This window comes from Pedobacter sp. JY14-1 (genome assembly GCF_029269825.1).
Classification (GTDB): Bacteria; Bacteroidota; Bacteroidia; order Sphingobacteriales; family Sphingobacteriaceae; genus Pedobacter.
The window spans coordinates 1-14,044 of record NZ_JARJHU010000002.1 but is presented as its reverse complement, the minus strand read 5'-3'; the positions used below and the strand labels follow the sequence as shown (position 1 = coordinate 14,044).

General features: G+C 44.2%; 11 protein-coding genes. 10 read left to right on the top strand and 1 reads right to left on the bottom strand.

Annotated features, from left to right (window positions below):
* The first annotated feature begins 9 nt into the window (after window positions 1-9).
* The 10 genes from pyrR to pafA all read left to right on the top strand — a co-directional run bounded on the left by pyrR (window position 10) and on the right by pafA (window position 12,600).
* Window positions 10-558 (top strand): bifunctional pyr operon transcriptional regulator/uracil phosphoribosyltransferase PyrR, encoded by a 549-nt coding sequence (pyrR, locus tag P2W84_RS05145; protein ID WP_276089047.1) that lies wholly within the window; start codon window positions 10-12, stop codon window positions 556-558.
* Between the two features lie 3 nt (window positions 559-561).
* Window positions 562-1,494: an aspartate carbamoyltransferase catalytic subunit gene (locus P2W84_RS05140; protein ID WP_276089046.1), complete on the top strand. Its 933-nt coding sequence runs from the start codon at window positions 562-564 to the stop codon at window positions 1,492-1,494.
* Between the two features lie 134 nt (window positions 1,495-1,628).
* Window positions 1,629-4,646: a tetratricopeptide repeat protein gene (locus P2W84_RS05135; protein WP_276089045.1), complete on the top strand. Its 3,018-nt coding sequence runs from the start codon at window positions 1,629-1,631 to the stop codon at window positions 4,644-4,646.
* Window positions 4,647-4,656: 10 nt separating this feature from the next.
* Window positions 4,657-6,354, top strand: a complete 1,698-nt coding sequence (locus P2W84_RS05130) for a TonB-dependent receptor (protein WP_276089044.1) — start codon at window positions 4,657-4,659, stop codon at window positions 6,352-6,354.
* Window positions 6,355-6,406: 52 nt separating this feature from the next.
* Window positions 6,407-7,597, top strand: a complete 1,191-nt coding sequence (locus P2W84_RS05125; protein ID WP_276089043.1) for a hypothetical protein — start codon at window positions 6,407-6,409, stop codon at window positions 7,595-7,597.
* Between the two features lie 6 nt (window positions 7,598-7,603).
* A complete protein-coding gene (locus P2W84_RS05120; RefSeq protein ID WP_276089042.1) occupies window positions 7,604-8,314 on the top strand; it encodes a MotA/TolQ/ExbB proton channel family protein in 711 nt (236 codons plus the stop codon).
* Entirely contained in the window at window positions 8,314-8,715 is a 402-nt protein-coding gene (locus P2W84_RS05115) for a biopolymer transporter ExbD (RefSeq protein WP_276089041.1), read from the top strand. The genes P2W84_RS05120 and P2W84_RS05115 overlap by 1 nt, the downstream gene beginning before the upstream one ends.
* Window positions 8,715-9,524 (top strand): energy transducer TonB, encoded by an 810-nt coding sequence (locus P2W84_RS05110; protein ID WP_276089040.1) that lies wholly within the window; start codon window positions 8,715-8,717, stop codon window positions 9,522-9,524. The genes P2W84_RS05115 and P2W84_RS05110 overlap by 1 nt, the downstream gene beginning before the upstream one ends.
* Window positions 9,525-9,565: 41 nt before the next feature.
* Window positions 9,566-10,852, top strand: a complete 1,287-nt coding sequence (locus tag P2W84_RS05105) for a folylpolyglutamate synthase/dihydrofolate synthase family protein (RefSeq protein ID WP_276089039.1) — start codon at window positions 9,566-9,568, stop codon at window positions 10,850-10,852.
* 68 nt (window positions 10,853-10,920) lie between these two features.
* A complete protein-coding gene (pafA, locus tag P2W84_RS05100) occupies window positions 10,921-12,600 on the top strand; it encodes an alkaline phosphatase PafA (RefSeq protein ID WP_276089038.1) in 1,680 nt (559 codons plus the stop codon).
* A gap of 110 nt (window positions 12,601-12,710) precedes the next feature.
* Here the strand turns inward: pafA and P2W84_RS05095 are convergent, their stop codons facing one another.
* Window positions 12,711-13,691 carry an acyl-ACP desaturase gene (locus tag P2W84_RS05095; RefSeq protein WP_276089037.1) on the bottom strand — a complete coding sequence of 327 codons (981 nt, stop codon included), beginning with the start codon at window positions 13,689-13,691 and terminating at the stop codon, window positions 12,711-12,713.
* Between the last annotated feature and the right edge of the window lie 353 nt (window positions 13,692-14,044).

Sequence of the window (14,044 nt, the reverse complement as noted above, 5' to 3'; positions counted from 1 at the left end):
ATTTAGTCAATGCAAACGAGAACCCTGCTAGACGGCCAAAAGTTCCAGATCACAATTAAGCGGCTTTGCCACGAGTTAATTGAGAACCACGGCGATTTTTCCGATACAGTTTTAATTGGTATTCAGCCCCGCGGACCCTATTTCGCCAATCGTATACACCATGAGCTTTCCGATATTCTGAAAAAAAACGGCATCAGAAAGGGTGACCTTGACATCACTTTCTTCCGTGATGATTTCCGGAGAAAAAATGGCATTGTCTCGGCAAGCAGCAACCATATTGATTTCATTATTGAAGGCAAAAATGTAATTCTGATCGACGACGTACTCTGGACCGGGCGTACGATCAGGGCAGCAATGGATGCCCTGCTTGCTTATGGAAGACCTGCTAAAGTAGAACTGATGGTATTGATTGACAGGAGATTCTCAAGACAATTGCCTATTGAACCAGATTATATTGGCCAGAAAATAGACAGCATCAATTCTCAAATGGTAAGGGTGAGCTGGGAAGAGACGGAAGGTGAAGATAAAGTCGTGTTACTATCAGAAAGCATTAAATAAAATATGGCAGCAGATAAATTATCAACCCGGCATCTTCTGGGTATAAAAGATATCAACAGAGAAGATATTGAATTGATTTTTGAAACTGCAGATAATTTTAAAGACGTCATTAACAGACCCATCAAGAGGGTACCTTCGCTAAGGGACATTACCATTGCCAATATTTTCTTCGAAAATTCTACAAGGACAAAACTTTCTTTTGAACTTGCTGAAAAGCGACTGTCTGCCGATGTAATCAATTTTGCAGCATCTTCCTCTTCTGTAAGTAAAGGTGAAACGCTGATTGATACCGTAAATAATATCCTCGCCATGAAAGTCGATATGGTAGTCATGAGGCATCCTTACGCAGGCGCAGGTCAATTCCTGAGCAGGCACATTGAGGCCCAGATTGTTAACGCAGGTGACGGTGCACATGAACACCCTACACAGGCACTACTCGACGCATTCTCCATAAGGGAAAAGCTGGGTGATGTGGCTGGGAAAAAGGTTGTGATCGTGGGTGACATCCTTCATTCCAGGGTAGCGATCTCCAATATTCTCTGCCTGCAGAAACTTGGTGCGGAGGTGATGGTCTGCGGACCGGCAACATTAATCCCCAAACACATGGCGAGCCTGGGCGTCAGAATAGAACATAACCTGATAAAGGCATTAAACTGGTGTGATGTGGCAAACATGCTCCGGATACAACTGGAGCGCCAGGACATTAAATACTTTCCATCGCTCAGGGAATATGCAATGATGTACGGATTGGACAAACAGCTGCTGAACAGCCTCGACAAAGAAATTGTGATCATGCACCCCGGCCCGATCAACAGAGGTGTGGAGATTACCAGTGACGTTGCCGACAGCAATCAATCCATCATTCTGGACCAGGTAGAAAATGGCGTAGCAGTAAGAATGGCCGTCCTTTATCTGCTGGCCTCACAAAGGGATTAAGCCTGATCTAAGTCTTGTCAGATACCAATTCTGCTTTATTTTCGTTAATCCTCTGTTATCAACAGATGTTAATTTCTTGTAAGCATAACACATAATACTATATTTATATTAGCACCAACCATATTTGAAACCAGATGCAGAAAAGATACCTTTTGATACCGCTGTTATTAGCAGGGGGCATTACTTCCACATTTGCGCAATCCAGTTTACTTGTTCATCTCAACAAAAATTACAGAACAGGACTGGAATTACTGGATAACGAGAAATTTGTTGCCGCGGCCCAGCAGTTTAAACTGGTAGAACAGACCAGGCAAAAACCAGGTTCTCAACAGGAAAGTAATGCGGAATTGTCTTTATTAAAGGAAAACGCGAAGTTTTATGCCGCGGTTTGCGCGCTTGAACTTGGTAACGATGATGCTGAAAGTCTGTTTCTGAGCTTTATACGTGATTATCCACTGAACCCAAATGCCAAACTGGCTTATTTCCACGTAGGTAAATCTTATTTTGCCCAAAAGAATTACGATAAGGCCCTGGAGTGGTTCGAGAAGGCCGATCCGAATTTATTTTCTGCCAAGCAAAGGCTGGAATACCAATTTAAGCAAGGCTATGCTTATTTTGTAAAAGACGACATTGAAAAGGCCGAACCTTTATTCGAAGCCGTTAAAAAGGATAAGTCCCCTTTTCAGGAAAGTGCTACCTATTATTTTGCTTATATCAACTATCTCAATAAGGAATATAAAACTGCACTTGCCAATTTTGAAAAGTTAAAGGGTTCGCCGACTTACGAAGCGAGTTATCCTTACTACATCACTTCAATGTATTATCTTGATGAGCGCTATGATGATGTGATCGACTATGCGATTCCTATTATCAGGAACTCCAAACAGCAGTATGAAGCGGAGATGCTTAGCATTATTGCTGCATCGTACTTTGCAAAGTCAGATTTTGTAAATGCAGAAAAGTACTTCAGGGAATTCTATGCCAAAGACAAGACAGGAAAGAAGAACAATCTCTATATCTATCAGTACGGATATTCCCTTTTTGTTCAAAAGAAATATACTGAAGCAGTAACTATATTAGAAAAACTGGACACTGATGATATCTACCTGCAAAACGGAATGTACACGCTGGGCAGGACGTTTATAGAGCTTAAGAACAAGGAGAAGGCCAGAAGTGCCTTTTTCAGGGCATCAAGGGTAGATTTTGATAAGGTGATACAGGAAGAGTCCTGGCTGAACTATACCCGGTTGAGTTATGAACTCGATTTCAATGCACAGGCACTCGAGTCTATCCAGAGCTTCATCAAGCAGTTTCCCCAGTCCAGAAAGATCAATGAAGCCAAAACCCTGCTCGGAGAGATCCTGCTGACCAGTAAAAATTACCAGGTCGCAGTAGATATCCTCGAACCGCTGCAAAACAAATCGGCCGCGGCCAAAGAGGCATATCAGAAAGCGACTTATTTCAGGGGACTTGAATTTTACAACGAAAGGGCTTTCCCCAATGCGCTTTCCATGTTTCTGAGATCAGAAAAATTCCCCCAGGATGAAGAGATCCTGGCACTGAGCACCTACTGGAAAGCAGAAGCATCTTATGAGCTCCGGAAGTTTGGAGAATCCGTAAAACACTTCGAAACTTTTCTGGATCTGCCCGGGGCTCCAAGGACCAAAGTCTACAATTACGCCAACTATGCGCTTGCATATGCTGCATTTGAAGACGAGCGGTATGGTAAAGCGGCTACCTATTTCGAACGCTTCCTTGCGGGTAACGATAAGGACCAGAAGACCGTTAACGATGCGATCATCCGCCTTGCTGATGCCTATTTCGTCAATAAGAGTTATGGCAATGCCATGAACAATTATAATAAGATCATTGCGAGCAGGGCTACCGGTGAGGATTACGCACTTTTTCAGCGTGGTATGATCCAGGGACTGGAAAATCAGAACGATGCCAAAATCGCTACCATGCAGGATTTGCTGGTACAGTATCCAAACTCTAACTATGCCGATGATGCCGGATTTGAGACCGCGTATACCTATTTCAATAAGGGAGATCTGGAAAAATCAAGGGCAGACCTTACCGGGCTGATCCAAAAATACCCCAGAAGTAGCTATGTGCCCCGGGCACTGGTAACGATCGGCCTGGTACAGTATAATCAGGATAAGGACAACGAAGCACTGGAAACTTTCAAAAAGGTAATTGCGGATTACCCCAGTACGGAAGAAGCCAAGCAGGCATTGGAATCCATTAAAAATATTTATGTAGACAGAGGGGATTCAGAAGGCTTTATAAATTATGCCAACTCTACTCCTATCGGCAACTATTCTGTAGCTGAACAGGACAATATTTTGTTCCAGGGCGTAAGCAACCGTTATCTGAAGGGTGATTTCCAGGGCGCATTCGAGGCTGTGAATGCCTATTTTGATAAATTCCCTAAAGCCATACATGACAAAGAAGCTAAGTTTATAAGGGCCGAGTCTTTGGTCAAAATCGGCAGGCCGCTTGAAGCAGTCGCGGATTACGAATATATCCTCAATGACTGGACCAGCGACTATACTGAGCGTTCGCTCATGAGCATTTCCGAACTTTATCTGAACCAGAAAAAGTATAATGAAGCCATCGTTTACCTGAAACGTTTAGAGACCACATCAGATTATAAAGCGCACTACAGTTATGCGATCAATAACCTGATCAAGGCTTATGATGCGATGAAGATGCCCGACGACATGCTGAAATACGTAAAGCTGATCAAGGAATCTGAAAAATCATCAGAGGAAGAAAAGAATGCTTCTGATCTTTATGCCGGTAAAGCTTATTTGTTAAAAGCCGATACTGTTCAGGCCACCAAGGCCTTTAATGCTGTGGTAAACAGTACCAAAACCGTTGCAGCAGCTGAAGCTAAGTACAATATCGCATTACTGCAGTATATAAAGAAAGAATATAAAACTTCTACAAAGACTTGCTTTGACATTATTAACAATATGCCATCCTATGACTACTGGGTAGCCAAATCATTTATACTGCTGGCAGACAACTATGTTGCGCTCAAAGACAATCTTCAGGCAAAAAGTACCTTACTGAGCATCATTGACAATTACGAGGGCAAAGATGACATAGTGCCTACCGCTAAAGAGAAATTGCAGAAAATTAAATAAGACCCATCACATGAGATTTCATAAAATCATATATATCACCCTTGTACTGTCTGCCGGAGCTGTACTGAGCACCATGGCACAAGACACCAAACCGACGAAGACTGAAGAGAAAGCGGTAACTGAGGAAATAGAAGTCGTACGGCCATACAAGCCAATATTGGCAGAAGCCGTAAAACTCAGAAGGAGTCCTGATCTCAATGACGTCAAGACGTATAAGGCAAAATTCAATTATAGCCTTACGGACAGAAAACTGGAGATGAACTCCGATATCGACAAACTTAAGGCGCAGCAGGTAGCGGCTGAACGCGAAGATACGTTGATCAACAATTATGTCAAAGGTGGGTTTGGAACCGCTAAAACCATACTTGGTGAAGCATACGTCAACATTGGTAAAGACGAGGCCATGCAGGCAGGAGCCTATTTCCAGCATTTCAGCCAGTCGGGTAAGCTGAACAAGCAGCAATCGGGCCAGCAAAAACTCAGTATATTCGGAAGGAGTATCGGTGAGACTGCTACGTTAAGTGGCAAGCTTAACTTCCAGCGCAACGGGCTTTATTTCTATGGGCAGGATGAAGCGAACCCCGCGCTGAACCCTAATCCGGAGCGGCAAGTTTTCAATTTCTTTGAAGCTGAAGGTGAAGTGGTCAATAAATTTACAGAAGATCCGGATGCTTTCAGTTACGCGGCAAAGGCAAACGGATACATCTGGAGTGATAAGTTCAATGCCAGGGAAAATTCGATTGTGCTGAATGGCTACATGAATAAGCGAATCAGTAAGTTTAATCTCGGACTTGCCGCATCTGCAGAGTTTGGAAATACCAAGGACTCAGCGGTAAGTGTAGGCAACAATATCCTGAAGCTCAATCCGTATATCCGTCTGCAGGCCAGTGGCGTGAAGATCAATGCGGGTATTAACTTTGTACAGGAATTCGGAGCCTTCTCCTCTACCCGTATTTTTCCCGTTGTAACTGCCGATTTTACGTTAATACCTGATTATTTGCAGGTATTTGGAGAAGTAAAAGGCGACGTCAATCGCAATTCCCTTAAACAATATACGGACGAGAATGCCTGGCTGAACAGCAATATCTTAATAAAAAATACCGTTGAAAAACTGAGCATCAGCGGTGGCATCAAAGGTACAGGTGGTCCCGGATTCGGCTACAAGGCAAGAATCTATCACAAGCGCATTGAAGATATGCCTTTGTTCGTGAATAATTTTGATCATTTCAATAAGTTTGATGTGATCTATGACTTCGGCACCATGAAACTGGTTGGCCTGGAGGGCGAGTTGTCCGTTCAGGTCAGTGATGCGCTGAAATGGACCGGAAAACTAAATTTTGAAGATTACAAGCCTGCTGCTGAAACACAAAGCTGGTTTAAACCCCAGATGCGGTTAAGCTCAGACCTGCGTTATAACATTACCAAACAAATAACATTTGAGGCTTCTGTGGCGTTGCAGGAAGAAAGCAAGGCAAAAGTATACCTGTCCGCCCCTGCCAATCCCTACCTCATACCTGACCCTGCCAACGAAAAGGTAGTGACGGTAAAGGGATTTGTCGATTTAGGCGCCGGTGCCACCTACAAAATCAATAACCAGTTCTCTGCTTTTCTGCGTGTGAACAATCTCCTGAATACGTCATATAGTAAATACCTTTATTACCAGGCGATTGGAATAAACATGTTTGGTGGCATCAGTTATTCCTTTTAACTGCTTGAATTAATAGTTGACCGATACAGAATTTAAATTTATTTTTACCCGAATGGATATCTTGTCGTATGTTACCGAGCTGTTAAATACCCAGAAAGAGGTGGGTATTCAAGGGCTTGGCATCCTTCGGAAAAAAAAATCGCCGGGCAGGTATGACGTTGAGCACCATATATTTCTTCCACCGGGTTATACCCTGGACTTTATCCCTGGTGATGTGGACAACCGTCTCGCGGAGTATATCGGATTCAAAGAGGATATTCCTGCTGAATCTGCAGCTTACTACATTGAACAATTCGTAGCCACCATCCATCGGCAGCTCGCAACAGAGGGGAGTGCAGATTTAGGTACACTTGGCAAGCTTTTCTCAGAAAGCGGGAATATAAGCTATATTCCCCCGTCCGATACGACTATCGGCCTGGATTATTATGGCTTGCCGGTGATTAAGGCACCGGAAACCGGATCAGCGGAAAATCCCTTACCTGTTTCTAATATACCCGAGCCTTTGTCCGATGAACAAGCCTCCGTTACCATTAATGAGGAAACTAATCCGGATGCCGCAGAGATCCCAAGTGCAGAAGAAACCCGGAAAGAAGCAATATATGCTGAAAATGAACAGCGAAATGACATAGAGACACCTGCAATTGCAGATTCCTATTGGGACTTTGACAAAGCACATCATCTGGAGACATCCCGACAACCTGATCACACAGAAGAAAACCCGGAAGCTGAGGTTCCTGTTCGGCATAAACCAGCATACACCACCTATGCGATTGTCACTTTAGTTCTTCTGATACTTGCAGCTGCCGCTTTCTATCTGATCAACCAGAAGACATTTAATACTACATCCTCAAAACAAGATACAATTCATCACAAAACAGTTGTAAAACCCGACACTTCATTATCAAAGTCCGACACCAGTGCTTTAGTTGCGACAGACAGTACAGTACTGAAAGATTCCCTGATGAACACGACACCCCCTGTCAGCCCGGATACGGTCACTACCTGGGAGATCATCGGTGCTTCCGTCATCCGGAAAGAAGTCGACCAGATAGTTGCAGAAATGAAAAGTAGAGGGATGAATCCTAAGATCATACCCAACATGCCGGGAAAAAAGAGGATAAAAATAAGTATTGCTACATTTTATGATGAAGCCAGCGCACGCGAAGGACGTAAAGTCCTTGCGCAGCAACTAAAAAATCCAGAGTTATATATATTTCAGAACAAACACACAAAAAGAAAATAGATTAGTATGATTGCATTGCTACAGGGTGCCTTGGACACCGCCAATCAGATTGCAGATTCCGCGAACAGTTTAACACAGCCCTTGACCACGGCAGAAACCGAGATCCATTTCATTGACCTGTTGTTCAAAGGTGGTTGGGTCATGATCCCACTCGCCTTTCTGGCCTTTCTCGGCCTGGTTATCTTCGTTGAAAGATACCTCACCATCAGAAAAGCTTCCAGGACTGAATCCAACCTGATGCTGCAAATCAAGCAATACATCCACGATGGCAGGCTTGACAACGCAATTGCATTATGCAGAAATAACAATTCTCCATTGGCACGGATGCTTGAAAAAGGACTGAAGCGCATTGGAAGACCTATAAAAGACATAGAAGCGGCAATTGAAAATAACGGAAAGCTGGAGGTCTCAAAACTTGAAAAGAACATCGGCATACTTGGGATCATTGCAGGTATAGCACCAATGCTTGGATTCGTAGGTACCATCATTGGTGTAATTACTATTTTTCATGACGTGTCGATCAAAGGTGCCATTGAAATTGGCACGATCTCAGGTGGTCTTTATACCAAAATGATTACTTCTGCCACCGGTCTGATCATAGGTATCATCTCCTACGTCCTTTATCATATATTGAATATGATGGTCGAACGCATCATATTGAGGATGGAAACCGATGCAATTGAATTTATCGACTTACTAGAAGAGCCAGGAAAGTAATGAATCTACGCAAAAGAAATAAGGGAACAGTAGAAGTGCATACCTCTGCACTGAACGACATTATGTTCTTCCTGCTTTTGTTCTTCCTGCTCGCGTCTGCAGTAGTCAATCCAAAAGTAGTGAAGCTGCTTTTGCCCCGTTCAGAATCAGGGCAGCAATCTTCTGCTCAAAAAACCGTTACAGTATCAATAGATGATAAGCTCAACTATTTTGTAGACAAGCAGCCGACAAAGCTTGAAAACCTTCAATCTGCCGTCGAAGTTTATCAGCGGGCCTCGCCTGATCTCACCATTGTACTTTACGTGGCAAGAGGTGTCTCCATTGAAAATACGATGCAGGTCTTTGATATCGCTAACAAGTTAAAATTGAAGGTAGTACTGGCCGTAGAACCAAAAAAATAATGACCTACCCAAAAGAAGAAAATAATTACCCTAAGGCAATTGCCATATCTGCTGGCATTATGGGGGCATTGCTTGCGCTAAGCTTCTTCATCGTCATTGGAGGTTTTCAGCCCGATTTAGGGACGGGTGGTATTGTGGTCAATTACGGAACTTCAGTAGAGGGAATGGGTACCGACTATACCAGTATCGAGGAACCGTCAGCAGACCCCAATGCTAATAATAAGCAGCCAGATAAAGTCGTAACTGAAAAACCGACACCTGAGACACCATCAGCTAACAACAGTAATAAAGAGATCGTAACCCAAAATACCGAAGAAGCAGTCAGCGTAAATACCAAAAAGGTAACCAAACCGACTACACCGACAGCCACAACAGAAGAAAAACCCTCTAAACCGGTGATCAACCAGAATGCTTTGTATAAAGGCAAGGCCAACACTGGTAACGGCGGAGGCGACGGTACCGGCTCGACTCCCGGAAACCAGGGCTCCAAAAATGGTGATCCACTGTCCAACAACTATGGTGAAGGGGGTTCCGGATTCGGAGACACGCCAATCCCGCTCAGGAAATTTACCAACCTGGTCACCCCGCAGGACGATGGCCAGAAAACAGGTAAAATCGCGGTTCGTATCAAGATAAACCGTGCCGGCGTAGTTATAGATGCAATTCCGGGTGTTAAGGGAACAACTTTAAATGACCGTGAACTCTGGCAAAAATGCCGGGCCGCTGTTTTGGGCGCAAGCTTGTCTGCTGCCGAAAACGGACCTGAAATCCAGGTAGGTGTCGTTGTTTTCAACTTTAAGGTAAAATAATCCTTTAGCATTTCTATTTTTGCTCTCTCAAATTCCTGTCCATGAATTACGAGCAAACGCTTAGCTATCTTTATAGTAAATTGCCCATGTTTACTCGTGTAGGTGCGTCGGCTTTCCGGAAAGATCTGCACAACACCCTTTCCATGTGCGAAAAGCTGGGCAATCCCCAACACAAGTTCAAAAGCATACATGTCGCCGGCACCAATGGAAAAGGTTCCACATCTCACATGCTTGCGGCAATTTTTCAGCAGGCAGGATACAAAACCGGCCTGTATACTTCACCGCACCTGAAAGATTTCAGAGAACGGATCAGGATCAATGGAGTTATGATCTCTGAAGACTTTGTTACAGCTTTCGTTGCCCAACAAAGACATACAATAGAAAAACTCAGTCCATCCTTTTTTGAAGTTACCGTAGCCCTCGCCTTTGCCTGTTTTGCAGAAGAGGAAGTAGATATTGCGATCATCGAAGTCGGTCTTGGCGGACGCCTCGACTCCACCAATGTAATCACTCCTGTGCTCTCGGTCATTACCAATATCAGCCTGGACCATACGCAAATGCTTGGTAACACGCTCGGAGAAATAGCGGGTGAAAAAGCAGGTATCATAAAGCCTGGTATACCCGTGATTATCGGAGAGCGTCATCAGGAAACCGAGAGCGTATTCCAAAATAAGGCCCGGGAAACCCAAAGCGAAATCTTCTTTGCAGATCAGGAACTGGAAATACAAAAAGCCAGTATGGATGAAGGTTTCTGGGACATTAACCTGGCAGATCAGAGAGGGTTGCTTTTTGAGCACCTCAAACTGGATCTTACCGGAAATTATCAGTTGAAAAACGTCATCACCGTTATCCGTGCTGTACAGGAAATGCGCAAGCTGGGCTATACGCTGGAAGACAAAGCCATCTTCCAGGCACTTTCACATGTTAAGCAACTGACAGGCCTCCAGGGCAGATGGCAGCTACTCGATACCAACCCGATCATCATCTGTGATACCGGGCACAATGAAGCCGGAATACGTGAAGTCCTTCAGAACATCCGGAACACCCGTTATGAACACCTGCATATGGTCATCGGTATGGTTAGGGACAAAGACATCAGTACAGTCCTTAGTCTCCTGCCCGCTGAAGCTGCCTATTATTTCTGTCAGCCCGACCTGGAGAGGGCGTTACCTTCAGAAGAACTTGCCAGGCAGGCAGGTCATAAAGGTTTATACGGCCAACATTATACCAGCGCGTCTGAAGCACTCTCCGCTGCGAAAAATGCAGCGTCAGAAAGCGATTTGATTTTTATAGGCGGCAGCACCTTCGTCGTTGCCGAAGTGCTATAAAATATTTACATAATGGTCATATGATGTTATTGATGAATAAGTACCTTAGCATCATTAACTACACAATAATGAAGAAAATCTATTTACTTTTTGCTGGCCTTGCCCTGATGTGCGCCACTTCCCGCGCCCAGCAAAAAGCAACAAAGACCAACGCCCAGTTTCCGGCAAAGATCGACCGTCCAAAACTTATCATCGGTATGGTAGTCGATCAGATGCGCTGGGACTACCTGTACCGCTACTATGACCGTTATAGCAACGGCGGCTTCAAACGGCTGGTTAACCAGGGGTTCTCTGCCGAAAATACATTCATCCCTTATACACCGACATATACCGCCTGCGGTCACTCCAGCATCTATACCGGTTCAACTCCGGCAATTAACGGGATTATTGGCAATGACTGGTACGATCCGGAACTCAAACGCAATGTTTATTGTGCAGAAGACACCACGGTAAAAACAGTGGGAAGCGATACAAGGGCAGGTTTAATGTCTCCGAAAAACATGCTCGTGACCACCATTACCGATGAACTCAGGCTGGCCACTAATTTCAAAAGCAAGGTTATCGGGATTTCGCTCAAGGACAGAGGTTCCATATTACCTGCCGGCCACACCGCCAATGCAGCCTATTGGTATGATGGCCAAACAGGTGACTGGATTACCAGCACCCATTACATGGATAAACTACCCGATTGGGTAAACAACTTTAACAAGCGAAAACTCGCCAATAAATATTTCAGTCAGAACTGGAACACACTTTATCCTATTGCAACCTATACGCAAAGTACGGCAGATGATAAGCCTTATGAAGGAAAGTCAAGAGGTGAACAATCCCCTACCTTTCCGCATCCTTTAAAACTCTATATCGACAAAAACTTCGATATGATCAAAAGCCTCCCGTTCGGTAATACCATAACACTTGAACTGGCCAAGGAAGCTATTCAGGCGGAACATCTTGGCGCCGGCAGTAATCCCGACTTCCTGGCGGTAAGTTGCTCTGCAACCGATTACGTCGGGCATCAATACGGTCCCAACTCTATCGAAGCTGAAGATACTTATCTCCGCCTGGATAAAGACCTTGAAGACTTCTTCAATTACCTTGACGCCAGGATCGGAAAAGGGAATTATCTATTTTTCCTTTCTGCTGATCATGGCGTAGCACATGTACCAGGATTCATGACAGAGAATAAACTTCCCGGAGGACTGTTCAGTGATTCTAAAGTAATCAAAAGCCTGAATGAGACCATCTCCCAGAAATACAATGTGAACAAGGCAATTATTACATCCACCAACAGCCAGCTTTACCTCGACCATGATGCCATAAAAGCTGCAAATGCAAATATCTATGCCATAAAAGCACTGATCATTGAAACGCTCAAACTCCAGGAAGGCGTTGCGGATGCAGTCGATCTCGCCAGACTAAGTGATGCTACACTTCCTCCGGCTATCAAAAGCGCAATAACGTATGGTTATAATGCACGCAGGAGTGGAGATATCTATTACATCCTGAAATCAGGCTATTTTGGCGGTGGCAGCACCGGAACCACCCATGGTGCATGGTATCCTTATGATGCGCATATCCCCTGTGTGTTTATGGGTTGGAATGTCAATCCTGGCAAAACCAACAAGACATATTACATGACAGACATTGCAGCAACCCTTGCAGCCATGCTGCGCATACAAATGCCAAGCGGCTGTATTGGCGAACCAATTACCGAACTTACCCACCAGTTTCAGAAGCCAGGAAAGTAGTTGTGGCTAAAGAACAATGAACTGTATTAAAAAGGGGCTGAAGATACGATCTTCAGCCCCTTTATTGTTATTGTCGCTTTTAAACCGCTTCAAGAGGACCGACGCCCTCACTATGCATTTATCCAGCTAAATTTATATTCCATTGTCGGCTCCTTCATACGCTCAGCAACGCGCAACAACCTAGCTGGAAGTGCCATGATGTAATCACGGGCTTTTTCTCCCGCCTCATTCATATCGCGTACACTTTCAATCTTCCATTCCTCAATCAGTTGCTGCATAATCTCAACGTAATCCACCGCCGTATAAACGCCCAGACGCTGGGCTGCATCTGTAAAGTGGCCAAAAGTCTGTCCGATCTTCATTCCCATCTCCCTCAGAAAATGAGCAGGCATCACAATCTTCTTTCTCATCATATCCTCAAAAGCAATCATCGCCTCACTCGCATCAACCTCGAATATCTTCAGGATAAAGTCCTTATAAGCCTTCGCATGCCTCGCTTCATCTGATGCAATCACGCCACACATCCTGGACAATTGATGATCACCAGACTTCTTGGCCAGAGAAGCTACCCTTCTGTGAGAGATATTCGTAGCCAGCTCCTGAAAACTGGTGTAAATAAAATTCCGGTAAGGGTCCTGACCCGTTCCGATATCAAAGCCATCTGCGATAAGATATTGAGTAGATATCTCCATCTGTCTCATGTCGACCCGGCCTGAAAGATAAAGATACTTGTTCAACAGATCACCATGACGGTTCTCCTCTGCCGTCCAGTGACGGGTCCACTTCATCCAGCCTCCGTCTTCCGATCTGGAGACTCCGTCGACCATCGTCAACCAGGACTCGTAAGTAGGCAGGGCTTCTTCCGTAATCGTATCTCCGATCAGCACGGCTACCAGGTCATACGATAATCCTTTCGCATTTTCGCGCAGTATTTTTATATCCTGATAAAAAGTCTCACTCGAAGAATCAGGCAAAAAATCAGATGGCTGCCAATTTGTATCAATCGGTTTTAGATAACTATGCATATTCTCCAGCATATAGCCTTCAATGTGCGTCATTACCTCCCGTCTCTTTTCTGCGAAAAAACTCATTTACCTATATTTTTACTTTTCAAATTAAAGCCAAATATACCAAAAATATTGCATTTAGCTTTTCAAACAGGCATATTATTATGGTGATCTGTATTATCAAAACAGATGAGCTTAATCATAGTTTAAATTTCATCTATAATGGGACTGCATACACTATTAAAGCTTACTAAAACCGACAAGTATTCAATGACTTCAGGAGGATCAGCAAGACCAGTGGCAAGAGCATTAAAAGAAAAGAACAGATGGGAGAAGACGGATAAGCGTAATTGGGTTGGGTATAAAACAAGAAACCCCTGCAGCATTGCTGCAAGGGTTCTTTAAGATTGGGCACCGACCTACTCTCCCACGTGTTA

What these genes read in the sequence shown, in the direction of transcription:
- pyrR (WP_276089047.1), top strand. Translation starts at nt 10, where the DNA reads ATGCAAACGAGAACCCTGCTAGACGGCCAAAAGTTCCAGATCACAATT.
- P2W84_RS05095 (WP_276089037.1), bottom strand. Translation starts at nt 13,691, where the DNA reads ATGAGTTTTTTCGCAGAAAAGAGACGGGAGGTAATGACGCACATTGAA.
- P2W84_RS05135 (WP_276089045.1), top strand. Translation starts at nt 1,629, where the DNA reads ATGCAGAAAAGATACCTTTTGATACCGCTGTTATTAGCAGGGGGCATT.
- P2W84_RS05125 (WP_276089043.1), top strand. Translation starts at nt 6,407, where the DNA reads ATGGATATCTTGTCGTATGTTACCGAGCTGTTAAATACCCAGAAAGAG.
- P2W84_RS05140 (WP_276089046.1), top strand. Translation starts at nt 562, where the DNA reads ATGGCAGCAGATAAATTATCAACCCGGCATCTTCTGGGTATAAAAGAT.
- pafA (WP_276089038.1), top strand. Translation starts at nt 10,921, where the DNA reads ATGAAGAAAATCTATTTACTTTTTGCTGGCCTTGCCCTGATGTGCGCC.
- P2W84_RS05115 (WP_276089041.1), top strand. Translation starts at nt 8,314, where the DNA reads ATGAATCTACGCAAAAGAAATAAGGGAACAGTAGAAGTGCATACCTCT.
- P2W84_RS05130 (WP_276089044.1), top strand. Translation starts at nt 4,657, where the DNA reads ATGAGATTTCATAAAATCATATATATCACCCTTGTACTGTCTGCCGGA.
- P2W84_RS05120 (WP_276089042.1), top strand. Translation starts at nt 7,604, where the DNA reads ATGATTGCATTGCTACAGGGTGCCTTGGACACCGCCAATCAGATTGCA.
- P2W84_RS05110 (WP_276089040.1), top strand. Translation starts at nt 8,715, where the DNA reads ATGACCTACCCAAAAGAAGAAAATAATTACCCTAAGGCAATTGCCATA.
- P2W84_RS05105 (WP_276089039.1), top strand. Translation starts at nt 9,566, where the DNA reads ATGAATTACGAGCAAACGCTTAGCTATCTTTATAGTAAATTGCCCATG.